The organism is Cellulophaga sp. HaHaR_3_176 (assembly GCF_019021925.1).
In the GTDB taxonomy this organism is placed as follows: domain Bacteria; phylum Bacteroidota; class Bacteroidia; order Flavobacteriales; family Flavobacteriaceae; genus Cellulophaga.
The window spans coordinates 3,151,528-3,177,219 of the sequence record NZ_CP058990.1 but is presented as its reverse complement, the minus strand read 5'-3'; the positions used below and the strand labels follow the sequence as shown (position 1 = coordinate 3,177,219).

The window sequence follows — 25,692 nt, the reverse complement described above, 5'->3', positions numbered from 1 at the left end:
ACCTTTACCATAGAAAAATGAAAAAACCTTTACTTACGCTAATTTTTATTTTCTTATTTTTTGGTCATGCTATGGCTCAGGAAGCAGAAACAACGTCAAACATTATTTTAAGTATTAAGCCTTCAGAAACAGACAGCAGAATTAGCACGGCAGATACTCCTCATTTTGTAACATATGACCCTGCTATCAAACAAGGGAAATTGCTGCTTTTTATACCCGGTACAAATGGTATTGCTTCAAAAGGGCCAAAGAATTTTTTTGAAACAGCGCTTAAACAAGGATATCAGGTTATTAATCTATCATACATAAACACACCCGCTATAGCTAAAATTTGTAAAGATGATGTATTAGTCGAAAACTCTAATTGTGCAGAAGATTTTAGAAATAGAAGAGTATATGGTGATACTCCTTTTTCTTTGATTAGTGATGCACCGTATGATGCTATAGTAAGCCGTCTTACCAAGCTTTTAATATACCTATCAGATACCAATGTAGAAGGTAATTGGGGGCGTTATCTAGATAATGGTAAGCCAAAATGGAAAGAAATTGCTTTAGCAGGACAGTCTCAAGGTGGTGGAATGTCTGCTTTTATTGCGAAGACACATCGTGTAGCCAGAGTTATTGATTTTTCTGGAGGATGGGATTATTCATCAAAAAATAAGATCGCAAACTGGTATTTTAAAGATAGTAAAACACCTCTTGATCGGTGGTATGGAACATATCACGTAAAAGAACCCGTTGCTTCCACTATTATTAAAACATATAAGGCAATGAATATTCCTGAAGATAATATTTACGCTTTTGATTTAGAGGTTCCTAATGGAAAAAAGGCACACTCTAACGGAATTAGAAATATTGGGTATAAAAACGAGTGGATAAAACTACTAGGGAAAGGAAATTAGCAGTAGTGGTAGTTTTTGGGTTATTTTTAATCAAATTTAATTTGAGTAGTATTATAACTCATATTAAGAATATTTTTTTGCAAATAATGGTGTAGTAACTTTTAACGATATAATAGATCTATGAAAAAATACATTTTTGGTGTTTTGTTTTTAACACTTACATCATATAATACACCTTCAAAAAAAGAATTACAGGAGCAGCATATGATTACAGAAATAGAACATTCAGAGATGAATACTTTAGGTTTAATTGGGGGTACTTCTTGGCATTCAACCATCGATTATTATAAAACCATAAATCAGTCTATAAATGATCATTTTGGAAATAACACAAACCCGCCATTAATTGTCTACACCCTTAATCAGGCAGAAGTTCACCGGTTTCAAATAGAAAACAAATGGGATTCTATTGCTACTATGTTGGTGGAAGCTGCATTAAATTTGAATAAAGCAGGTGCTGATGCGGTTCTTTTTTGCGCTAATACACCACATAAAGTTTATGATGATGTTCAGCAAAAGTTAGATTTTCCTGTAATTCATATTGCTGATGCTACAGCTAAGGCAATCCATAAAAAAGGATTAAAGAAAGTTCTGTTTCTAGGTACTAAATACAGTATGGAGGAAAATTTTATCACTAAAAGAATCGAAGACAATGGTATTGAAGTATTAGTGCCAAAACAGAAAAAGGAAATTGAAGAATTACATAGAATTATTCAAGAAGAACTAACCTATGGTGTTATTAATAAAAAATCAAAAGAATATGTATTACAGGTTATAAAAAAATCAATAGTAGAAGGGGCAGAAGGAGTTGTTTTGGGTTGTACAGAATTTCCATTAATGATTTTTGAAGAAGATTTAGAAGTGCCTGCTTTTAATACCACAGAGATTCATTCAATGGCGGGAGTAGATTACATTTTAAAAAATTAAGTATGCAAATTTCAAAACAACATATTGGATTAGTTTTAGGACCACTTGCTTTTAGCTACATTCTTTTCTTTTTCAATGCAGAAGGTTTAGACCCTGCAGCAAAAGCAATTTTAGCCTCTGTTGCTTGGATTGCAATTTGGTGGATTACTGAAGCTATTTCAATAGCCGTAACAGCATTGTTACCCATTGTTCTTTTTCCGCTATCAGGCGGCTTAGATCTGAGTCAGACTACAGCTTCTTATGGGCATAAATATATTTTTTTATATGTAGGTGGTTTTATTCTAGCTATTGCTATTGAAAAATGCAACCTACATAAGAGAATAGCCCTTTCAATCATAAAATTAGTAGGTACTAATATTATCAATATAATTTTAGGTTTTATGATAGCCACAGCTCTTTTATCTATGTGGATATCAAATACAGCAGCTACGGTAATGATTTTGCCAATGGGTATGGCTATCGTATCACAATTAAGAGATAACCCAAATACAATTAAAAACGAAAACATACTATTCGGTAAAGCTTTAATGCTAGCAATAGCTTACAGTGCATCAATAGGAGGTATAGCGACCTTAATTGGTACTCCTACAAACTTAGTGCTGGCAGGTGTTGTGCAAACAAATTTTGGAGTAGAGATTACATTTTACCAGTGGTTTATTTTTGGTTTTCCTATTGCTCTAATTTTGTTGTTCTTATGTTGGAAATACTTAACAAAATTTGCATTTAAATTTGAACAGAAAGAGTTTCCTGGAGGAAGAGAAGAAATAAACAAACAATTAAAGGCATTAGGTAAAATGTCTTATGATGAAAAAAAGGTATTGATTGTATTTTGTTGTACCGCCTTTGCATGGATTTCAAGATCGTTTTTACTGAAAAAAATTATTCCCGAAATTGACGATACAATCATTAGCGTTTTATTTGCGATTGTGTTGTTTATAATCCCATCAAGCAGAAAGAATGAAGGATTAATTTCGTGGGAAGATGCTGTTAAGTTACCTTGGGGTGTAGTCCTATTATTTGGTGGTGGTATGGCCTTAGCATTAGGTTTCGAAACTAGTGGTTTAGCCTTGTGGATTGGGAATAAATTAATTGCATTAGAATCAGTTCCATTTATCTTACTAATATTAATCTTGATATTTGCTGTGAATTTTTTAACAGAAATAACTTCCAATATTGCTACAACAGCAATGCTACTACCTGTGCTTATCTCTTTAGCGCCAACACTAGGGGTGCACCCTTATTATTTGATGATAAGTGCAACTGTAGCGGCATCATGTGCTTTTATGCTTCCTGTGGCAACACCCCCAAATGCTGTAGTATTTGGATCTGGGTATTTAAAGATTGAAGATATGGTTAAAAAAGGAATATGGATGAATTTAATTTCCATTGTTATTTTAACCCTCTTCGTGTACTTTGCCCTTCCATTAATTTGGAATTTGAATTCTTAAGCTCTTTTTTAACCTGGCTTTAATGACTTAACTACCAAGATTTTATTTAAAAGAAAATTTTGGTAGTTAAAAAAACACAATTATTTCAAAAAAAATCTATATAAAGTATTGAATCGATAATAATAATGGCTTCTCTTTTTAGTTTAGAATAACTATCTCAAAACATTAGTATATTTATGTAACATTAGTATATGATAAAACGCAATTTGAGCGTTCTACGTCATATACTAGTATTTAATTTGATACACACCATACATGAATAAAGAAACACAAGAATATAAAAGGCTGCAAGAAAACTATTCTGAACAAAAAGATTGGTTAAAATGGGGTCCTTATTTAAGTGAAAGACAATGGGGAACTGTTCGCGAAGATTATAGTGTTAATGGTGATGCTTGGAACTATTTTCCGCATGAGCATGCAAGGAGTAGAGCTTATAGATGGGGAGAAGATGGCCTTGCAGGAATATCAGACAGATACTGTAACATTTGTTTTGGTGTAAGTGTATGGAATGGAAATGATAGTATTTTAAAAGAGCGCTTATTTGGTCTTACGGGGCCGCAAGGTAACCATGGTGAAGATGTAAAAGAGCTTTATTATTATTTAGAGTGTACACCTTCACATTCATACATGAAACATTTGTATAAATACCCTCACAACAAATTTCCATATAGTAAATTGGTTGAGGAGAACGGTAAAAGAAATAGAAACGAATTAGAGTACGAATTACTAGATACAGGTGTTTTTAAAGACAATGCTTATTTTGATGTATATACTGAATATGCTAAAGCGGATAATGAAGATATTTTAGTGAAAATAACAGTAGCTAATAGAGGTAAAAAAGCTGCTCCAATTCATGTATTACCAACATTATGGATTCGAAATTATTGGAGCTTTAAAGAAATACCTAAAAAACCTATAATTAAGAAAAGCACACAGAATGGGAAACCTTATGTAACCATTGAGCATTGCTATGTTGGTGATTATAATTTTTATTTTGATGATGCTGATGAAATGCTTTTTACGGAGAATGAAACCAATATGGAGTCCGTTTACTTATCAGAGAACGACCATCCATATAAAAAAGATTTATTTCACAAAGCAGTAACTTCAAACGACTATAAATTAGCAAGTAAATTAGATAACGGAACAAAGTTTGCCCCACTTTATAAATTAAATTTGGCTGCAGGTGAAACCAAATCAGTAAGGTTAAGACTTTCGAAAGAACGCATTCAGGACCCTTTTAATGTTCAGTTCGATGAGATTTTTAGTGAAAGAGTAAAAGAGTGCGACGATTTTTATAAAACAAAAATTGAAAATAAAGACCAACATGAAATTCAAAAGCAAGCTTTTGCAAGCTTGTTATGGTCTAAACAATATTATAATTATGATGTTGAGCAGTGGCTTTTAGGAGATTCAAAAACATCAATACCAGCAATAGAAAGGTTATATGGAAGAAATAATACATGGAAAACATTACGTAACCATGATATTATGTCAATGCCAGATGCTTGGGAGTATCCTTGGTATGCCGCATGGGACTCTGCTTTTCATTGCGCAACTTTAGCTTTAGTAGATGCCGATTTTGCTAAAAATCAGCTATTGTTATTTACCAAAGAATGGTACATGGCACCAAACGGCCAAATACCTGCTTATGAGTGGAATTTTAGTGATGTAAACCCACCTGTACAAGCGTGGGCAACGTTAGATATTTATAAAACAGATAAAAAAAATACAGGAAAAGGAGATCTTAAGTTTTTAAAACAGATGTTTAATAAACTGGCATTGAACTTTACATGGTGGGTAAACCGATTAGATGCTAGTCAGAATAACGTTTTTGAAGGTGGCTTTTTAGGTCTTGATAATATTGGAGTATTTGATAGAAGCCATGGAGTACCTGGTGATGGTACTTTAGAGCAAGTAGATGGTACGGCATGGATGGCCCTATATTGTTTAAACATGCTAGAAATTAGTTTAGAACTTGCCTTAGAAGATGACTCCTATGATGATATGGCAATTAAATATTTCGGTCATTTCGTTTTTATAGCAGAAGCTTTAAATAAAATTAGTATTGAAAATAAAGGAATTTGGGATGAAGAAGAAGGGTTTTTCTATGATAACTTAGTTTTTCCGAACGGAAAATCTACTTCTATAAAAGTTCGTTCTATTGCAGGGATGTTGTCTTTAGCGGCAGTGCTTTGTATAAAAAAAGAAACATTAGACAAGCTTCCTAAATTTAAAGAAAGTGTTCAGTGGTTTAAAAACCACAGAATGAAAACGCTAAAATATCCAGTAGTACAAGAATTTGCTGATGGAGACGACTTATTATTATCGCTTGTGCCTAATGATCGTATGAAGATTTTAGTAGATGTTCTTTTAGATGAAAAAGAATTTTTAAGTCCTTATGGTATTCGTTCATTATCTAAAATACACGAAACGCCTTATCATATTGATATTAACGGGGTAAATTATAGTATCAATTACGAGCCAAACGAATCATCAACATCTTTATTCGGAGGAAACTCTAATTGGAGAGGTCCTGTTTGGTTTCCGATGAATTATTTATTTATTCAATCGTTAAAAGAATACTATAAATATTGTGGCGACGATTTAAAATTTGAATACCCGGCGGGTAGTAAAAATCTAAAATCTTTAAAAGAGATAAGTATAGAAATAAGTAAAAGGTTGATTTCTATTTTTGAAAAAGATGAAAAAGGAGATAGAATAGTGCACGCTCTCCATAAAGATATTTATGCACAGGATGAGTTTAAAGATTTGATACTATTTTATGAGTATTTTGATGGTGATAATGGTAGAGGAGTAGGAGCTTCTCATCAAACGGGTTGGACCTCTTTAGTCGCTAATTTAATACAAGAAATAAACCAAAAATAATAAGTAGTATGCCTTATTGGTTAGCAAGCATATTACCTGCACTTTTGTTGGGGTATTTAGTTTGGTTTTTTTTAATGAGGAAAAAAGAACCTAAAATCAAACAATTCATTGAAGCATGGAAAAAAATATTACAAGATAATGTAGATTTCTATGCAGAATTAGATGCAGAAAATAAATCAAAATTTGAAGCTGAGGTTCTTTACTTTTTAAATGAAGTAACCATAACGGGTGTAGATGTACAAATTGATGACACAGATTGCCTGCTTGTTGCTTCGAGTGCTGTGATACCTCTTTTTGGTTTTCCAGAATTACGTTACCGAAATATTAATGAAGTACTTTTATATAAAGACTCCTTCAATGAAGATCATCAGACAGAAGGTAGTGGACGTACTATTTTAGGTAAAGTTGGTTCTGGAGATATGAATCGGTTAATGATTTTGTCACTACCTGCATTACGAGCTGGCTTTGCTTTAAAAGAAAGTGAAAGTAACGTCGGTATACATGAATTTGTACATTTAATAGATAAGGCTGATGGTGCTGTAGATGGTATTCCTGAAAGTATTATGAAAAAGCAATTCATACTACCTTGGTTGAACATTATGCATCAAGAAATTGAAAAAATTAACGAAAAAGATTCAGATATTAATCCATACGGAGCTACAAGTCAGATAGAATTTTTGAGTGTAGTAAGTGAATACTTCTTTAATCAACCAGAAAAACTCAAAGAAAAACACCCTGAATTATATAGCTTGTTGTCTAAAATTTATGCTCAAGATAGAGCATGAGTTTATAGTTTTAAAAAAGGGTAATTAACTACTTGTGTGTCTTGAATAGGCTCTTTATTTAAAACATTTAAATAAAGAAAATCAATTATTTTATCAGTGAATTTGTATCCAAGTGAAGCCCATTCATGTCCTCCATCAGGATCTATATTTACAATATAAGATCCGTCTAATTCTTTAATTCTATTTGTAATTTTTTTAGGTCCATCTAAAATTAAATAACCATTAGAGTTTGATGGGCAATAGTGGTGTGATGCAATCCCAAACGGAATTTTATTATCTAATTGACCATGAAAAAAGAGCATCGGAACTAAATTTTCTTGAGTCAAATAATCGCTATTTATTGTTGCGCCAGCAAAGCTTACAGCGCCAATTACTTTAGTGTTAGGGTATTTAATATGCTGAAACAAGTAATTATTTTTCATAATAATTGTATTTAAAATTGTTTCTGCGCCCGCACTACTACCTATTAATATAATTTTATTTGGGTCAACTTTAAAAGTTGTATCATAAGTTGTTAAATAATATATAGACTTTATAACATCTTCAACAGCTTGAACATAGGTATTCATTTTAATATCCGTTTGGCAATCACAGCCAAAAGATTTTCCTTTTAGTGTCAACCGGTAATTTATAGAGGCAACAGCATAACCTCTTTTAGCTAATATAGTACTTAAACCTTTTTCGTCTCCTCCATTTCTTTGGCCTGCAACAAAACCACCGCCATGAACCAAAATCACAAGAGGTCTCATTTTTTTAATATCAGATTTAGAATCATAAAAATCTAGCAGGAGTGTGTCTGCATAATTAAAAGTTCTTTTTTGTATAGATGAAAAAATAGTGTCTTTGTATCTGTTTTGACTCCAAATAGAGCAGGTTATTAAAAGAAAAGCAAGTAATGTAAACTGTGTTTTTATCATTTTAAAATCATATGTTCAATAATTTAATTGACGACATTAAATTATTCCTAATTTTAAGAAATATAAATGTAATAAGATGAAAACGTTTGTAAGCACCATTTCTCAAAAAGAATTTTCTGTAAACGATTTAATCAAGTTAAATATGTAAGCAACAAGAACTTTAATTATTCGTCAAGCACTAATATAGAACCGACATTTAAACAATGTAGCCACATTATTAAAATTGAATAGGCATATATTTTTGATGCACTTGAAATAAAAAAATATCAATTATTAGATATCCTTCTTCAATAAAGTAGTAGATGTAATTAAAGAAAAATTTAAAACCAGATTAAGCCTTTGGATTTGGATAATTATCAGATTGATCTTCTACAGTTTCATCCATACAAACAAAATCTTTTTCTATTAAAATAGAAAGTTCACTGCCTGTTTTTGTAGTATGTAAATTGTTAAAACCTACTACAGAATTGGTTGCCCAGTTTTTAGTGTTTTCTTCAGGAAAATAAATAGTAACGGTGTTATTTACATAATCAGCCTCAAGGTTTTTAAGATCCTTTTTAGCTTTCAATTCATATGTAAAAAAAGTAGATCCAAATTCAGTTTGCTCAGAGAAGATACCTGTTTCACAAAATGTTTCAACTTCGCTTTTAGTAAGTCTGTATCTGATGGTGTTACCTTTAATTCTAATTTTCATGAGTGTTTTTTTACTGTAGATAAATTTAAAGTATTTTAGGCTTCATCTGTTTTATAATTTATAGTGATTCTTGTGCCTTTACCGGGTTCTGAATTTATGAATAAACGCCCGTTAATATAACTAATTCGTTCTTTCATATAAAAAAGACCCATTCCGCCTTCGCTATTATTTTTTGGTGTGTCTTTTAAAATCGAGTTATCAAATCCTTTTCCGTTATCATCTACAACAACGCTTAAAATACCATCACTGTAGTTTATAGTTAACAATATGTAAGTTGCATCAGCATATTTGATAGCATTATTTACAGCTTCTTGAGCTACTCTATAAATATTAGTTTCCGCTAAAGAATCAAAACGAATATGTTTATCTGTTTTATTATCGAAAAGAATGTTTTTACCAGTTAATTTAGATAACTCTGTAGTCATTTTATGCAATGCAGGGAAAATACCATGATCTTTAAGTTCAGGTGGTGTAAGGTTAAATGTAGCAGTACGCACACCTTTTATTAAATCAGAGCACAATGTTTTTAAATAGGCTATTTTTTCTGCAGTTTTAGCAGTATTCTCTAAATTAATAGATTCTATATTAAATTTTAAAGCAGTTAGCATTTGCCCAATACCATCGTGTATATCTTTAGCAATACGCTTTCGCTCTTCTTCTTGGCCCTCTACAACTTGACTGGCCTGCATTTTTTTCTGAAGCATTTTATCTTCAAAATTCTGCTTAGTTAATTGCTCTACTTTTTCTTGATTTTCTTTACGCTCTGTAATATCAGAACAAAGTATTAAAATACTTTGTTTTTTGGTAGATTGATGTAGTGGAATGATAGACATATCTAACCAAATATCTTGTTCTTTTTTAGTTCTAATTTTTATTTCTTCAGATCGTATGCTTTTTCGGTTACTTTTTAAAACCTCTTTTAAATATTCTTGCTGACCTTCATTTATAGTTAATAACTCAGACAATGGCATAGATAGGTCTGATGATGTACAGCCTAGTAATTCTTGAAATTTCTTACTTATAAAAACTATTCCGCCATCATTTTTAGCACTTGCAAATAAGGCGGCATTATCAATGACAAAATTCAACTCCTGTAATTCTTGTAATGATTTTTCTTTTTCTTGATATAAATGTTGAATCTTATCTGTATTAGCTTCAGATTCTAATTGATTGTTCATCAACCTAGAAATAGTATTTTTAATTTGAAGTGATAATGGTTTAAATATAAAGAGGATTTCTAGAAATAATATGAGTAATGAAAAGATAAGTAGAAGGTATTCTTTAAATTTTAAATTTTCTAGTTGTGTTTTACTCCGATTATCGTATTCATTAACAATAACATCCATCAATCTTAAAAAAGTACGTTCGTTATCAAGAAGCGTTTGAATGTTTTTTTGTGTAACTGATGAGGGACTTAGTGTTAATTTTTCTTCTTCTGCAATCACCTGTTGTGCAGCCGTGATCATTGCTGTATGGTGTGGCGTTATTTTTTTAAATAAGGCGAGTATATCTTCGTGGGTTTCTTTTTGAATCCCCATAGAATCATTCCCGAATTGTAAGGCCGCATGAGATATTTTCCAAGTAGTGATGGTCTTTTTTAATTCCGTAAGTATTTGCTTCTTATCAGAGCCAGACTGTTTTAATAGCAGTGCTTCTTTGACTAATTTCTGACTATAAGCACGCTGTCTTCCCGCTACGTTAATTACCCTAGAATCATCAAGTTGAGCGTTTAAATGCACTTGTATTAAAATTTGAGCTACAATAATAGTAAGTGCAATTGCGGCTAGAGCAAGCAAATACCATTTTCGAATTCTCAAAAAGGTAGAAGAGTCTAGTGGTTGCTCAAATTTTATATCCATCATGTAGTTCGTAATTGTAACTTACTAAGCCTACCCTTGCAGTGCTTTGCCTACCAAGGCAAGAGAACTTTCTGATAAAGGCAGTTTTAAGGCAGCTTCTTGCCCTTTTTTAGACATTTTACGCCATGTTTTCTGAAGGATGTCGATGAGTTTTTCTTCAGAATATTTTTTAGCAAATGGTTCAAAATAGAATTCTAAAAATACCAAACAAATAACATCTTCCATTGTTTGTGTCTCTTCGTTTTTCTTTAATTGTTTTTTTTCTAATAAAAAAGCAACATTATCTATTGTGTCTTTATCATAGCCAACAGTTTTCAAAATTTCTCCAGCTTTATCAGCATGAAATTTTTTAAGATCTTGTCTCCATTTAAGGTAGCCAGTTCTATTCATTTCATAAGAATCTCTCGAAATTTCCCATCTACAAATATGTTGACAACGTGCGGTAAGTTGAACTGCTTCGGAAGCATCAGGAGCAAATGAGTTTAACTTATCAGTCATTCGGATGGCATAAAGAACTTCTTTAGCATATTCAGACCCGTTATATACTTCTTTATTAGGATCTTGCTCATTAGCTTTGTCAAAAAGATCAAAAGCTTTTTTTAATTTATCCGATGTTGCCATAATGTAATTAGGTTTGCTCCAAAGCTATTCAGAAAAACCAATATACACAAAACCATCTTCTATTTTTACGGGATATGTTGAAATTGCTTCTAAAGAACCATTTAAATTTTCTCCTGTTTCTAATGAAAAAGTGTTTTTATGTAAAGGACAAGCTACTTTTGGAGTGCCCATATCTTCACCAATCATTCCGCGAGAAAGCACCATTTCCATTTTATGTGGACATAAATTTTGACAAGCATACCATTTATTTTCTCGAGTAAAATTGAAAACTGCAATTTGGCGATTATTGTATTTTACACATGCACCGCCATTTTTAGGAAACTTAGTCACTGCTGCAGCTTTATACCAAATAGTAACTTCTTCAAGTGCTGTTGTAGAGTATTCTTTTAAAATTGAATCTATCATTTTTTCTATCTTTTTAATTCAACATTGATATTACTAAACCCAAGGAGTAGGCATTTTTTGTTCTCTTAAAGAAACAAACTCAATGTTCTCATCTTCTTCAGTTGAGTTTACAAAGTGTGTATATTTAGCTCTTATTTCAGGATTTTCAATTGCTTCTTTCCATTCGCATTTATAAGTATCTACTAAATGTTGCATTTCTTTATCTAATTGATCGACAATACCCAAACAATCATTAATCACAACATCTTTTACATAATCAATACCACCTTCTAATTTATCTAACCAAGCAGCAGTACGCATTAAAGGTTGTGCAGTTTGTATATAGTACATTAAAAAACGATCAACATATTTTATAGCAGTTTCTTTATCTACTTTTTCAGCTAATAGTAATGCATGTTTGGGAGTTGCACCTCCGTTTCCGCCGATGTATATATTCCAGCCACCTTCTACAGCTATAAAACCAAAATCTTTACCACGGGCTTCAGCACATTCACGGATACAACCAGAAACACCACCTTTAAATTTGTGAGGAGAACGAATACCTTTATATCTATTTTCTATTTCAATGGCGAAACTCACACTTTCGTCCATACCATATCTACACCATGTAGAACCTACACAGCTTTTTACGGTACGTAATGATTTTCCATAGGCTTGTCCAGTTTCAAAACCTTCTGCAATTAACTCTTCCCAAATCAATGGTAATTCATGCAGTTTGGCACCGAACATATCTATTCTTTGACCACCCGTAATTTTGGTATACAAGTCATATTTTTGGGCAATTCTACCCATTGCAATCATTTGCTTCGGTGAAATTTCACCACCAGCAACACGTGGTACTACAGAGTACGTACCATTTCGTTGAATGTTTGCTAAATACCTATCGTTGGTATCTTGTATGGTATCTTGTTTATTTGCTGTCTCGTTAAAAATACTAGCGAATAATGAAGCTGCTAAAGGTTTACAGGTTTCGCAACCGTTTCCTTTTCCATGCGTATCTAATAATTCATCATAGTCTTGAATGCTTTTCATTTTTACGATGTCATACAATTCTTGACGAGAATAATCAAAATGTTCGCAAATTCGTTCTTTTACAACCTTACCTAAAGATTTTAATGTTTCATTGACTAAATCTGTAACCATAGGTTTACAACCGCCACAACCAGTAGTTGCTTTGGTAGCTTTAGCAACATCTTTAACGGTTTCATTGCCATCATCTTTTACAGAACAACAAACTTGCCCTTTAGTAACAGCTTCACAAGAACAAACAACAGCAGTATCAGGTAAATCCATAGCGCTACCAAAAGATGCACCACCATCACCAGCAGGAAGTATTAATTGTGAAGGATCTGAAGGTATAGGCATGCTATTCAAATAAATTTGATGTAACATGCTATAGTCAGAAGCGTCACCAACTAAAATACCACCTAATAGTTTTTTACCATCAAGGCTTACATTTATCCTTTTATATAAGTGTTGTGTTTTATTTTCAAAAATCACAGAATGCCCTTTAGCTGCAGGCATGAATGGCTCTCCAAAGCTTGCAACATCAACCCCTATTAATTTAAGTTTGGTAGACATATCAATCTCAGCAGCCATTACATTTTCTGTATTTCCTGTGATTTGATCAACAGCTACTGTGGCCATTTCATAACCAGGAGCTACTAATCCATAAATCATTTGATTGTATAAGGCTATTTCTCCAATGGCATATATATTCTCATCAGAGGTTTGCATTTTATTATCTACAGTTATACCACCACGTACACCCATTTTTAAACCACTAGATTTTCCTAGTTCATCTCTTGGACGAATACCTGCTGATATCACAAGCATTTCTACATCTAAAACATCATCTTCGCCAAATTCCATACCAGTAATAGTATCGTCACCTAAAATTTGGTTGGTTGCTTTGCTTAAATGAATGTGTAACCCAATAGATTCTAATTTTAATTGTAACACTTGACTACTTCTAGAATCCAATTGTCTTGGCATTAATTTAGGAGCAAATTCTACAATATGAGGTTCTAAGCCCATATCCATTACCGCTTTTCCTGCCTCTAACCCTAAAAGGCCTCCTCCTAATACAGCGGCTTTAGCATTAGGGTTTTTTGCTTTTATCTCAGCAGCATAAGACAGCATGCCTTCTAAATCTTCAATTGTACGGTATACAAACACACCCTTTTTCTCCACTCCTTTAATAGGTGGTACAAAAGCAGATGAACCCGTTGCTAAAACAAGGTAATCATAAGAAAAATCACGATTTTTTGCTGTAGTAATTGTTTTCTCTTCACGGTTAATGTCTGAGACGCGTTCGTTAACCATAAGCTCTATACCATTCTCTGCATACCACTCTGCGGGAGCCATTTCTAAAGCCTTTGCATCTTGGTTTTCAAAAAACTCACTTAAATGAACACGGTCATAGGCAGGTCTTGGCTCATCACCAAAAACAATAAGTTTATAGTCTTTACTTGTTTCTTTAGCTATAAATTTTTCACAAAATTTATATCCTACCATTCCATTTCCTACTACGATCACGGTTTTCATACGTACGTCTTTATGATGTTACATAGCAAAAATACGTATTATTACGTATATTTTATATGTTTTTATAAAAATAAATACGTAGTTTTGTTGTCATATTAATAATTCTAAACCCTAATAATTAGAAATTATGATGTCAAGCAAAAAACCAAAAGTTAGTTTAGTAGGTGCAGGCCCTGGTAGTAGTGACTTAATAACACGAAGAGGTTTTAAGGTAATGCAAGAGGCATCTGTAATTTTGTATGATGCTTTAATTAGTGAAGAATTATTAAATGAAATAGATAAAAGCATTCCAAAAATATACGTAGGTAAACGTTGTGGAGAACATTCTTTTACGCAAGATGATATCAATAAATTAATTGTAGAAAATGCTTATTTATATGGGCACGTGGTACGTTTAAAAGGGGGAGACCCTTTTGTATTTGGCAGAGCGAGCGAGGAGATTGAGTATGTAGAGTCTTTTGGGATACCAGTAACTGTTGTTCCAGGTATTAGTAGTGCTATAGCTGTGCCAGCAAGTCAAGGAATTCCTGTAACTCGAAGAGGTATTAGCAGTAGCTTTTGGGTTATGACTGCAACTAAAAAAGACGGATCGTTTTCGCAAGATCTTAAATTGGCTGCTCAATCTTCAGCAACACTTGTTATATTAATGGGTGTACGTAAATTTAATGATATAGCAGCAGAAGTATCTAAGTATAGAAAAACAACTACTCCGTTTGCAATAATTCAAAACGGAACCTTAGAAAAGGAAACCTGTATAACAGGAGTTTTAAGTAATACTACAAAGAAGTTACATTTAATAAACACTTCATTACCAGGTATTATTGTTATTGGTGACGTAGTCGCAGAGCATCCTTCTTTTTTTGAAGAAGAGCTGCAACGTGTTTTAAATTCCAACCTTTAAGTATAAATAAACTTTACTTTATTAAAGCCGATATGGTCAATATTCTGGTTCTGCCTTGATCCACATATTGACCAGTATATCGGTGATTTACTGATAATCAATCATTTAATTTTACAAAAATTTCTTTTAGAATCACGAATTACATAAAACTAATATCTGTTTTTTTAGATATTGATAGAATGTAATTGATATATATGTCAAATATATAAAAATACGTATCTTTTTAAATTTTTCAAACATTAAAATAAGTATAAATACGTATTTATACGTAATTTTGATTTATCAAAGTAAGTAAAGTAATCTTTTTTAAATCAATAACTATGAAAAATTTAACTTCAAGTAAAGCAACTAAATTAAACCTCAGAGATTTTAAAAGTGTTCCAATGCGAACATTTTGGATAACATCATTAGCATTCTTCTTGTGCTTTTTTGCATGGTTTGGTATTGTTCCTTTTATGCCTGATGTGGTTAAAGATCTTGGTTTAACACCTTCTCAAAAATGGAATTCAATTATTCTTGCAGTGTCGGGTACTGTATTTGCGCGATTGATAATAGGTAAACTATGCGATAAATACGGACCTCGATTATGTTATACTTATTTGTTAGTCTTTGGTGCAATTCCAGTAATACTTTTAGGTTTTGTGCAAACACCATTACAATTTTTAATATGTAGGTTATTTATAGGTTTTATTGGTGCATCATTTGTAATTACTCAATTTCATACTTCTATTATGTTTGCTCCTAATATAGTAGGTACGGCAAATGCAACTTCTGCAGGTTGGGGTAACCTAGGTGGTGGTGCTAACCGTTTAGGTATGCCATTAATTGCTGCTGCGGTAGTAAGTTTTGGTATTGCTGATGAAATTGCTTGGCGTTACTCTATGGTTATTGCAGGTGTATTGTGTTTATCAATGGGCTTGGTATATTATTTTTTCACGAAAGATACGCCAGAAGGAAATTTTGCAGAATTAAAAGAAAAAGGAGAGATGCCTGTTTTTAAAAAGGATGAGGCTTCTTTTTCAAGTGCATTAAAAGATTATAGAGTTTGGATTTTGTTTTTTGTTTATGCAGCTTGTTTCGGAATTGAGCTAACGGTGTATGGTACTATGGATGATTATCTGCAAAATAGATTTGGTTTAGATAGAACATTTGCGGGTAACCTAGTATTATCGTTTGCTTTGATGAATATTTTTGCCCGTACTTTGGGTGGTTATTTTGGTGATAAATTTGGGAACAGTAAAGGCTTGCGTGGTCGTGTAATTTTCTTAGCAGTTATATTAGCAGCAGAAGGATTCATGCTATCGTTTTTCTCAATGTCGACAAGTTTAGTCGTAGGTATGATATTTTTAATAGCCTTTAGTTTAACTGTTCAGATGGCGGAAGGCGCTACATTCTCAGTAGTACCATTTATTAATAAAAAAGCAATAGGCTCTATTTCAGGTATCGTAGGTGCGGGTGGTAATGTTGGTGCTTTTTTGGCTGCAATTCTATTAAAATCTAAATCTGCAAGTGCAGAAAGTGTTGCTATTGCTTCTAATGCAGGTTTGGGTGAAAAGACAATTAAAGCAGCTCAAACTGTAGCGTCTGCATCAGCCGTCTCTTCAGGATATTTTGTTATAGGAGGCTGTATTTTAATTGCTTCATTATTATCATTAGCGATAAAATTTGCTACTTCAGAAGAGGCTATTCCTTCAGAAAAATTAAATGTTCAATTAGCAGATAAATAATAGGATAAAAAATATTGAATACTATAATAGCACATACGCGGAATACAAATTCAAAAAGATACAACGCTTTAAATACCGCTTGCGAAAGTTGTTTGAACTCTAATTGTCTAATTAATAGAAATACTTTTTCACAGCAAGTTGCGCTATTTTCTAACGAAAAAATAGAGATCACTTGTAAAAAAGGGCAGCAGTTCATTATTGAAGGAGCACCCGTTAATGGTCTCTTCTTTATATTAAAAGGGAAGGTTAAGGTATATAGAACAGGAATACATGGTAAAGAACAAATTGTTCGTTTTGCTAAAGAAGGAGAGATTATTGGGCATCGCGGTTTTGGTACAGAAGAATATTATTCCATAGGAGCGATAGCATTAGAACATACTGAATTTTGCTATTTCTCTAAAGAAATATTGCAAAAAGCTCTAAAGAGTAATGCTAGTTTTTCTTATGATTTAATGCTTTTTTATGCTGATGAATTAAATAGAAGTGAAGCAAAAGTCAAATCTATATCGCAAATGACGGTTAGAGAACGCGTGGTAGATACCTTATTATATATCCACAGAAAATTTAAAGATCATAACGGATTTTTAAACCTCGCCTTAAGTAGAAGAGAGTATGCAGATTATGCAGGCACAACAGAAGAACAAGTCATTCGGATATTTTCAAGTTTAAAAAAAGAAAATCTCATACTTACAAAAGGTAAAAAAGTAGGTATTACGAATTTAGACCTACTTAAAAAAGAAATCTCGGAGCATAACTTTTATCTGGATTTATAATCGAAAATTCTTTCTGATTTATTTTTAATCAGTTCATAGTGGTAAGGGCGCAAAACACCAATTACGTACAGCTACGTAATTGGTGTTTTGCTTTAATACCTTATATGCTAGTCTGTTACAATGAAAACATGTATTATCGCAGGTTTTGTTATGGGATAAAAAGAGGTTTGGTGCTGCGATATTTCATAAAATTTGAATTTAAGTACTTATATATTTGTCATTATTAAGTATTAGTACGTAGAAAACTATAAATAATCAACTATGAAACATGTAATCAAAAAAGTGGCTTTTTCTTTTATGGCAGCTATACTTCTTTCGGCTTGCGGAGGAAAAGAAAAGAAAGCAAAAGAAAAGTCTTCAGAAGAAGTAAAAGCGAATTCTTTAGAAATAGAAAAACCCCAACTAACCTTTGGCTTTATCAAATTAACAGATATGGCACCTTTAGCAATTGCTAAAGAGAAAGGGTTTTTTGAAGAAGAAGGACTTTATGTTTCTGTAGAAGCACAATCTAACTGGAAAAATGTTTTAGACCGTGTTATTGACGGACAATTAGATGGCTCACATATGCTCGCAGGGCAACCTATAGCTGCAGGAGCTGGTTTTGGTAGGCAAGCAAAATTGGTCACCGCTTTTTCTATGGATTTAAATGGAAATGCAATTACCGTTTCAAATGATGTTTGGTCTAAAATGAAACCAAATGTACCTGTTGGTGAAGACGGAAATCCTATGCATCCAATAAAAGCCGATGCATTAAAACCAGTAGTTACGGAATACAAAAACAGCGGTAAACCTTTTAAAATGGGAATGGTTTTTCCTGTATCTACACATAATTATGAAATACGCTATTGGTTAGCAGCAGCGGGTATTCACCCGGGAATGTATACCGCAGAAAATGTACAAGGACAAATAGATGCCGAAGTTTTACTTTCTGTTACGCCTCCGCCACAAATGCCAGCAACATTAGAATCTGGTACTATTTATGGGTACTGTGTGGGAGAACCATGGAACCAGCAAGCCGTTTTCAAAGGAATTGGAGTGCCAGTGGTAACCAATTATGACATCTGGAAAAACAATCCAGAAAAGGTGTTCGTAATGACAGAAAAGTTTATTGAGGATAACCCAAACACAGCAGTAGCCGTTACAAAAGCACTTATTAGAGCAGGAAAATGGTTGGATGATCCTTCAAATAGACCAGAAGCTGTAAAAATATTATCTATGTCACAATACGTAGGTGCGCCAGAAGAAGTCTTAGCAAATTCTATGACAGGTACTTTTGAGTTTGAAAAAGGAGATAAGCGTTCTATGCCAGACTTTAATGTGTTTTATAAGTACAACGCAACGTATCCTTTTTATTCTGACGGAATTTGGTTTTTAACTCAAATGCGCAGATGGGGGCAAATTCCTGATGCAAAACCAGCAGCTTGGTATGAAGAAACCATTAAAGATATATACCGACCAGATGTATGGAAAAAAGCGGCTGACTTATTAGTAGCTGAAGGTAAAATTCCAGCAACAGATGTACCTACAACAGATGGGTATAAACCGGCAACTGCAGATTTTATTGATGGGACTACCTATGATGCAAAAGATCCTATAGGATACATCAACAGTTTTGCAATCGGTAACAAAGATTAAGTAGTACAATAACCAAGGAAAAGAACAAAAGATGAAACAAGAAATCACACTGGAAAAAGAAAGCCAAGGCATTACATTTTTAAAGCCAATAGCTTCACTGTTCAAAGCGAAATTTGAAAAAGATGCTGTATTAAAGTCTTTGAAAAAAACAGGAATTACACTGGTATCTATTCTTTTGTTTTTGGGCTTATGGCACCTTGGATCAAAGGCATTATACAACAAGGAAGCTACCTATAAAATTGAAAAAGCTTTATCAGAACAAGGTCAGGAAGCAGCAGATGCAGAAAAGGCGTGTATAGCATCTGGCGATAGTAGTTGCCAGCCTAATACCTTGCCTTCTCCAACACAAGTATGGGCTTCTTTTCAATCTTTAATAGCAGACCATCAACTTATAAAAGCGAAAAAAGAAGCTTTTGCTACTAAAATGGCAGCTACCAATGAAAAATTGGTAGCACAAGGTAAAGATGCTATCATTTACACGGGGCGTGCATCCTTTGTAGATACTGTTTTAACAAGTATTAGAACTGTTTTCGCAGGATTTTTATTAGCACTAATCATTGCAGTACCTATTGGGGTTGTGATTGGTTTGAGTCCGTCGTTACGAAGCGCATTTAATTGGTTTATACAAATATTTAAGCCAGTATCACCAGTAGTATGGTACTTACTTGTTTTTATGATTGTAAAAACCTTGTACATCGGTGCAAACTCCGATAATGCCTTTGTTATCTCGTTTATTAGTGTTGGTTTGTGTTCTATGTGGGCTACATTGGTGAATACAGCAATGGGAGTTTCCTCAGTAGATAAAGATTATATCAATGTAGCAAAAGTGTTAAAACTAGGGACTTTTCAAAAAGTATTTAAAGTAATTCTTCCATCATCTCTTCCTTTAATTTTTACAGGATTACGCATTACACTTTCTGTAGCATGGATGGTTTTAATTGCTATTGAATTATTAGCACAAAGTCCAGGTTTAGGATTATTTGTTTGGGAGGAATTTCAGAATGGCGCTAATGATTCTAACGCTAAAATTATCGTAGCCATGTTTGTTATCGGAATTATAGGATTCCTTTTAGATAGGCTAATGCTTATGGTACAGCAAATGGTGTCATTCAATAAAAACGAAGGAATATAATTGTCTAATACGAGTCTTATGGCATATTTAGAATTAAAAAATGTTTGCAAAACATATGGTCAAGGGAAAGATAGTACCGAGGTACTTTCTAATATTAACTTAAAGATTGAAGAAGGAGAATTTGTAGCCATTGTGGGCTTTACTGGGAGTGGAAAAACAACCTTGGTGAATCTTATAAACGGACTCATAAAACCTACTAGTGGTGAAGTGTTATTTAAAGGAGAACGAGTTGTAGATACGAGCCATGAACGCGGTGTTATTTTTCAAAATTACTCATTACTTCCTTGGTTAACGGTAGCTCAGAATGTATCCATGGCGGTGAAAGAAGCTTTTCCAAAAGAAAGTAAAAAAGAAATAAAAGATAGAGTAACTAACTATGTAGAAATGGTTGGTTTATCGCATGCTATTAACAAAAGGCCAAAAGAGTTATCTGGAGGTATGCGCCAACGGGTAGCAGTGGCAAGAGCTTTGGCAATGAAGCCGGAGATGATTATTATGGACGAACCTTTAGGGGCACTTGATGCTTTGACAAGAGGAAATTTACAAGATGAAATCTTGAATATTTGGAACCAAGATAAGCGCACGGCACTCTTAATCACGAACGATGTTGATGAAGGTATTTATATGGCAGACCGTATCATTCCTTTGAAGCCAGGACCTAAGGCAACCTTAGGTCCAGAGTTTAAAATAGAAATAGACCGCCCAAGAGATAAAACAGAGCTTAATGATAATCCTAATTTCATGAAAACTAGAAATGAAATTATTGCCTATTTAATGGCTATAGGAGAAGACCGTAAGTCGGTTTCAGAAATAGAATACCTACTCCCAGATGTAGCTCCAAAAAATTTTGTAGACCAATTTTAATAGTAGAACCATGAATTCAGCAACTATAGATACTAAAGACTCTTATTTAGAAAATGGGATTTACTACCCTTCAAAAGTAATGTTAGATCTTAAAGACCTAAAAAAGGTCTATCCTACGCCCAAGGGAGATTATGTAGTTCTTGAAGATTTGAATTTACAAATCATGAAAGAGGAATTTGTGACCATTATTGGGCACTCTGGTTGTGGTAAAACAACCATGCTTTCTATGATTGCCGGTCTCAACCCTATATCTGGTGGAAATATTTCTGTATTAGGAAATCCTGTAAAAGGTCCTGGTCCAGATCGTGGTGTTATTTTTCAATCACCAAGCTTAATGCCTTGGATGACAGCGTTACAAAATGTGCTTTTAGGAGTTAATCAAGTGTTTCCGCACGCCACAAAAAAACAACGTACAGATATTGCTAAATATTATTTACACAAAGTAGGATTAGATGGGGCTTTCAATAAAAAAGCAACAGAATTATCTCAAGGAATGCAGCAGCGGGTAGGTATTGCAAGAGCCTTTGCTATTAAACCCAAAGTGTTGTTGTTAGATGAGCCTTTCGGAATGTTAGATTCTTTAACAAGAGGTGAGCTTCAAGATATTCTGATAGAAATATGGAATAAAGAAAAAATTACCGCAGTAATGATCACCCATGATGTAGATGAAGCAATTTTTCTTGCAGATCGTGTAGTGATGATGACCAGTGGACCCAAAGCTAAGATTGGCGATGTGCTTAATATAGATTTTGAAAGACCAAGAACAAGAAAATCTGTCTTAGAGCATGAAGATTACTACAAATACAGAAAACATTTAATAGATTTTTTAGAACATTAAAAACAAGTTGAAAATTTTAAATAACACAATCAAATTTCAAATTATGAAAAAGGAACAATACATATTATTAGGACTCTTTTTATTGGCAACACAATTTATAAGTGCACAATTTACTATAGATGGGCAATTTAGACCAAGAACAGAATACCGCCATGGGTACAATAATCTTATTGCTGATGGTGCTGATGCTGGCTTCGGAATATCGACAAGAGCTCGCTTAAATTTCGGATATGAAGAGGAGTCTTATAAAGTATATGTGAGTTTACAAGATGTAGTAACTTGGGGAGAAAATAGACAATTACTGCCAGCAGATGCAAACAATTCATTTGCTCTGTTTGAAGCATGGGCAGATATAAATTTAGGAGAAGGTTTTTCAGCAAAAATAGGTAGACAATCGATCTCTTATGATGATCAGCGAATTATGGGTGGTTTAGATTGGGCACAACAAGGTCGTAATCATGATGCGGCTCTTTTAAAATATAAAAAAGGCAACTTTTTATTAGATGTTGGCTTGGCTTTCAATCAGGATAAAGCAGACTTGTCAGGTTTTTCATCTGTAGGAACTGAGTATAGTACAACTGGTTTCTTTTCTTATAAAGCGATGCAATATTTATATTTAAATCAAAGTTGGGATGCTTTTTCGGGTAGTTTATTAGTTTTAAATAATGGTTTTCAAGCTTATGAAGATGATGGTTTAACTCCCGATGGAGTGAATAGCTTACAAACTATAGGTACACATTTAGATTATAAAAAAGGTAGCTTAGGTCTTGCAGGTAACTTTTTTATACAAACAGGAGAGAGACAGGGTGATTTAAAAGTAAAAGGAGCATATTTAGCAAGTTTAGATTTAAGTTATAAAGCGTCGGATAAAGTAGCTTTAGGTTTTGGTGCTGAAATTATTAGTGGTAATGATGGTGATGCTGGAGAAACAGGAGCATTCTTTCCGCTTTACGGAACAAATCATAAATTTAATGGCTTTATGGATTATTTTTATGTAGGTAACCATGTAAATTCAGTCGGCTTATTTGACGTACACATAAGTGCTAAGTTTCAGCTAAACGAAACATCTAGTCTAATGGTTAAGGCTTTAAATTTTAGTGGAGAACAAGAATTGGCTAGTGGAGATAAATCATTAGGAACAGAAATAGATCTTGTTTTTGCCAAGAAATTTAAAGGTTACGGACTCGCTATTGGATATTCTCAAATGTTTGCCAGTGATGGTATGTATGAGTTGAAAGGAATTACAGAAGATACAGCTGCAGGTGGTCAAAATTGGGCTTGGGCTATGTTAACAATAAAACCGAAATTTTTAAATACAGCAGCAAAATAATAGTTAATTGAAGTTTTTCTACACACTATCACAATTGCTTTATGCTTTTGTGATAGTTTCTTTAATGTGAAAAATAAAGACCTTGATATAGCTAAGTATTAGCTACGTATTTTTTACGTTATATTTGTACACTTTATTACGTAGAACGATGCAGAATATAAATATAGTTTTAGCGGATGATCACTCACTAGTTAGAGATGGTATTCGTGCTTTACTAGAAGAAGAAAAGGACCTGGTAGTAGTTGCTGAAGTTTCAAATGGAAAAGAAGCTATTGCTATTGTAAATGAGAAAAAGCCAGATCTTTTAATTATTGATATTCGAATGCCAGAAATGAATGGTATTGAAGCTGTTGAAATCTTAAACAAGCAAGGCACAACTACAAAAACTATTATTTTATCAATGCATGATTCTGAAGAGTATATTCTGAAATCGGTTAATGCAGGTGCTAATGGTTATTTGCTTAAAGATACGGGTAAAATAGAATTTATAAAGGCAATACGTACGGTACAACAAGGTGGAAAATATTTTAGTGGCGATATTTCAAATGTATTAGTAAACAATTTATTAAATGGAAGTAAGCCAGTTTCAGAAGCTCCAAAACAATCTAAATCTAATGACAACCCATTTGATTTAACAAGTAAAGAACTTCAGATATTAGAGCTTATTTTGTCAGGTTTAACAAATAAACAAATTTCTGAAAAATTAGAGAATAGTAAACGTACTGTTGAAACACATCGTTTCAATTTAATGCGTAAAATGGATGTAAAAAACCTAATAGATTTATCAAAAAAAGCTCAGGAATATAACTTGGTTTAAAAAATTTAATCTGCCTGTAGCTTAGCAATTATTTTAGCTACATTTTTCTCTTCAAAAGCCCTAATTCCTTTTAATAGGTAAGTTATAAATTTTGATTTAGGGTCTTTTATAAATTTAGCCAATTCTAAAACAAGAAAATCAATTTTTTCTATTGCTTGTGGTTTTTGACTTTCGTCTAACGCCCATAAAAGGTTGGTACTGTTCCAAGATTGTTCCCTGGCTTTACGCATACTAAAATCTATTACTTTTTCATCATTATTTTCACCTAGCAAATCTAAAAGAAAAAGCATTGGAGAAACACGGCTTAACCTATCTTGCATTTCATTAGTAATATTAAAAAGAATGTCATTAACTTTATTAAAATCATTCTCAATAAGTGTAAGTTCTTTTCCTTTCATGGTTGCAGCAGTAGCAATTCCTAAATCTAGATTTATATGAGCATTAACACCTAGCATAATATGTTGTATAACAGTTAGCTCTGTGCCTGAATTTTCGAATGAAAATAACCAAGATTCACTAACTTTTTTACCCATTTTATAGTCTTTATAAGCATCAATATAAAGATTAGCAAAAGCAACATCCATTTTTTGTAATTGCTTATTATTTTCAAAACTACCACGTTCTACTTCTTTTAAAATTTCGGCAGTGGTTCTTCTATACAAATAAGCAAAAAGACCCAATCTACTATTTTTATCTATGCATTCTACAATAATAATATCGAGTTCAACTAATACTTCTTTAATAGTTGTTGGTTTATCCATTTAAAAAAAGTTTTACTTCCTAAAAGTACCATTTTATCTCTATTACCTACCATATAAGGTTGTAAGTGATGTATAATTTTGTTTCTAAATTATTAAACAATAAAATTAAAAAGATGAAGAAGAAAGCATTAATTATAGGTGGTAGTAGTGGTATTGGAAAAGCGACAGCAAAAAAACTTTTGAGTGAAGGTGCTGAGGTGCATATTGTAGGTACAAACCAAAACAAGCTTAATGCATTTAAAAATGAGGTTTCTGAAAATTTGTATTGTCATAAAATTGATATTACAAATACAGAAGAGGTGCAAAAATTAAATACTGAAATTGATAGTTGGGACAATTTAGATTACCTAGTCAATGCATCAGGGATTTTTGGTCCGAAACCTTTTTTAGATCACACAGTTGAAGATTATGATTCTTATCAAGATTTAAACCGAGGTTTCTTTTTTATAACGCAAACTGTTGCAAAAAAAATGGGAGCTACAGGTGGTGGTTCAATAGTAAATGTGGGCTCTATGTGGGCAAAGCAAGCAATCAAAGCAACACCATCTTCAGTATATTCTATGCAAAAGGCGGGTTTGCATTCTCTAACACAGAATTTGGCGATGGAATTGGCTGATCATAAAATTAGAGTAAATGCCGTTTCTCCTGCAGTGGTAGAAACGCCAGTTTATGATGCTGTCTTTGGTGATAATGAAAAGGCAAAAGAAGGATTGAAAGGATTTAATGCTTTTCATCCTATAGGAAGAATAGGCCAGCCTGAGGATATCGCCGAAACAATTCATTTTTTATTATCTGATAATGCATCATGGGTAACAGGTGCAATTTGGGATACAGATGGTGGTGTAATGTCTGGTAGGAATTAAAACAGACAAGTCTGTTTTTTGAATAATTATACCTTTTCAAATACGTTTCAATTACGT

General features: G+C 33.0%; 22 protein-coding genes. 15 read left to right on the top strand and 7 right to left on the bottom strand.

Features of this window, described 5'->3' with window-relative positions; translation table 11 throughout:
- The first annotated feature begins 17 nt into the window (after positions 1–17).
- The 5 genes from H0I23_RS13990 to H0I23_RS13970 all read left to right on the top strand — a co-directional run bounded on the left by H0I23_RS13990 (position 18) and on the right by H0I23_RS13970 (position 6,951).
- The gene (locus tag H0I23_RS13990; protein WP_216783912.1) at positions 18–902 is read left to right on the top strand and encodes a hypothetical protein; all 885 of its coding nucleotides are present in this window, start codon (positions 18–20) and stop codon (positions 900–902) included.
- Positions 903–1,022: 120 nt separating this feature from the next.
- Positions 1,023–1,829, top strand: a complete 807-nt coding sequence (locus tag H0I23_RS13985; RefSeq protein ID WP_216783911.1) for an aspartate/glutamate racemase family protein — start codon at positions 1,023–1,025, stop codon at positions 1,827–1,829.
- Positions 1,830–1,831: 2 nt separating this feature from the next.
- Positions 1,832–3,277: a DASS family sodium-coupled anion symporter gene (locus H0I23_RS13980; RefSeq protein ID WP_216783910.1), complete on the top strand. Its 1,446-nt coding sequence runs from the start codon at positions 1,832–1,834 to the stop codon at positions 3,275–3,277.
- Positions 3,278–3,532: 255 nt separating this feature from the next.
- Positions 3,533–6,166 (top strand): glucosidase, encoded by a 2,634-nt coding sequence (locus H0I23_RS13975; RefSeq protein WP_216783909.1) that lies wholly within the window; start codon positions 3,533–3,535, stop codon positions 6,164–6,166.
- Between the two features lie 8 nt (positions 6,167–6,174).
- Positions 6,175–6,951: a zinc-dependent peptidase gene (locus H0I23_RS13970; RefSeq protein WP_216783908.1), complete on the top strand. Its 777-nt coding sequence runs from the start codon at positions 6,175–6,177 to the stop codon at positions 6,949–6,951.
- Positions 6,952–6,953: 2 nt separating this feature from the next.
- Here H0I23_RS13970 and H0I23_RS13965 read toward each other — a convergent pair whose 3' ends face one another.
- The 6 genes from H0I23_RS13965 to nirB form a co-directional block, all read right to left on the bottom strand.
- Positions 6,954–7,868: an alpha/beta hydrolase gene (locus H0I23_RS13965; protein WP_216783907.1), complete on the bottom strand. Its 915-nt coding sequence runs from the start codon at positions 7,866–7,868 to the stop codon at positions 6,954–6,956.
- Positions 7,869–8,199: 331 nt separating this feature from the next.
- Entirely contained in the window at positions 8,200–8,562 is a 363-nt protein-coding gene (locus H0I23_RS13960) for a hypothetical protein (protein ID WP_216783906.1), read from the bottom strand.
- A gap of 35 nt (positions 8,563–8,597) precedes the next feature.
- On the bottom strand, positions 8,598–10,424 hold the full coding sequence (locus H0I23_RS13955; protein ID WP_216783905.1) for an ATP-binding protein: 1,827 nt from the start codon (positions 10,422–10,424) through the stop codon (positions 8,598–8,600).
- 27 nt (positions 10,425–10,451) lie between these two features.
- Positions 10,452–11,042: a DUF4202 domain-containing protein gene (locus H0I23_RS13950; protein WP_216783904.1), complete on the bottom strand. Its 591-nt coding sequence runs from the start codon at positions 11,040–11,042 to the stop codon at positions 10,452–10,454.
- A 24-nt stretch (positions 11,043–11,066) separates the two neighbouring features.
- On the bottom strand, positions 11,067–11,447 hold the full coding sequence (gene nirD / locus H0I23_RS13945) for a nitrite reductase small subunit NirD (RefSeq protein WP_254073611.1): 381 nt from the start codon (positions 11,445–11,447) through the stop codon (positions 11,067–11,069).
- A gap of 33 nt (positions 11,448–11,480) precedes the next feature.
- Positions 11,481–13,994 carry a nitrite reductase large subunit NirB gene (nirB, locus tag H0I23_RS13940; RefSeq protein WP_216783903.1) on the bottom strand — a complete coding sequence of 838 codons (2,514 nt, stop codon included), beginning with the start codon at positions 13,992–13,994 and terminating at the stop codon, positions 11,481–11,483.
- 127 nt (positions 13,995–14,121) lie between these two features.
- Here nirB and cobA point away from each other — a divergent pair, with 127 nt between their 5' ends.
- The 9 genes from cobA to H0I23_RS13895 all read left to right on the top strand — a co-directional run bounded on the left by cobA (position 14,122) and on the right by H0I23_RS13895 (position 24,011).
- A complete protein-coding gene (gene cobA / locus H0I23_RS13935; protein WP_371736638.1) occupies positions 14,122–14,895 on the top strand; it encodes a uroporphyrinogen-III C-methyltransferase in 774 nt (257 codons plus the stop codon).
- Between the two features lie 320 nt (positions 14,896–15,215).
- A complete protein-coding gene (locus H0I23_RS13930) occupies positions 15,216–16,622 on the top strand; it encodes an MFS transporter (RefSeq protein WP_216783902.1) in 1,407 nt (468 codons plus the stop codon).
- Positions 16,623–16,636: 14 nt separating this feature from the next.
- The gene (locus H0I23_RS13925; RefSeq protein WP_254073610.1) at positions 16,637–17,395 is read left to right on the top strand and encodes a Crp/Fnr family transcriptional regulator; all 759 of its coding nucleotides are present in this window, start codon (positions 16,637–16,639) and stop codon (positions 17,393–17,395) included.
- A gap of 261 nt (positions 17,396–17,656) precedes the next feature.
- On the top strand, positions 17,657–19,030 hold the full coding sequence (locus H0I23_RS13920) for a CmpA/NrtA family ABC transporter substrate-binding protein (RefSeq protein ID WP_216783901.1): 1,374 nt from the start codon (positions 17,657–17,659) through the stop codon (positions 19,028–19,030).
- Positions 19,031–19,061: 31 nt separating this feature from the next.
- Positions 19,062–20,162, top strand: coding sequence for an ABC transporter permease (locus H0I23_RS13915; protein WP_216783900.1), 1,101 nt, complete (start codon positions 19,062–19,064; stop codon positions 20,160–20,162).
- An 18-nt stretch (positions 20,163–20,180) separates the two neighbouring features.
- Entirely contained in the window at positions 20,181–21,026 is an 846-nt protein-coding gene (locus H0I23_RS13910; RefSeq protein WP_216783899.1) for an ABC transporter ATP-binding protein, read from the top strand.
- A gap of 10 nt (positions 21,027–21,036) precedes the next feature.
- Positions 21,037–21,864, top strand: coding sequence for an ABC transporter ATP-binding protein (locus H0I23_RS13905; protein ID WP_216783898.1), 828 nt, complete (start codon positions 21,037–21,039; stop codon positions 21,862–21,864).
- Between the two features lie 43 nt (positions 21,865–21,907).
- The gene (locus tag H0I23_RS13900; protein WP_216783897.1) at positions 21,908–23,194 is read left to right on the top strand and encodes an alginate export family protein; all 1,287 of its coding nucleotides are present in this window, start codon (positions 21,908–21,910) and stop codon (positions 23,192–23,194) included.
- 148 nt (positions 23,195–23,342) lie between these two features.
- Positions 23,343–24,011, top strand: coding sequence for a response regulator transcription factor (locus H0I23_RS13895; protein ID WP_216783896.1), 669 nt, complete (start codon positions 23,343–23,345; stop codon positions 24,009–24,011).
- Positions 24,012–24,016: 5 nt separating this feature from the next.
- On the opposite strand, the gene H0I23_RS13890 is transcribed toward H0I23_RS13895, so the two are convergent.
- A complete protein-coding gene (locus H0I23_RS13890; RefSeq protein ID WP_216783895.1) occupies positions 24,017–24,772 on the bottom strand; it encodes a DUF5995 family protein in 756 nt (251 codons plus the stop codon).
- 113 nt (positions 24,773–24,885) lie between these two features.
- Between H0I23_RS13890 and H0I23_RS13885 the strand changes: the two genes are divergently transcribed.
- Positions 24,886–25,635: an SDR family NAD(P)-dependent oxidoreductase gene (locus H0I23_RS13885; RefSeq protein WP_216783894.1), complete on the top strand. Its 750-nt coding sequence runs from the start codon at positions 24,886–24,888 to the stop codon at positions 25,633–25,635.
- Positions 25,636–25,692 lie beyond the last annotated feature (57 nt).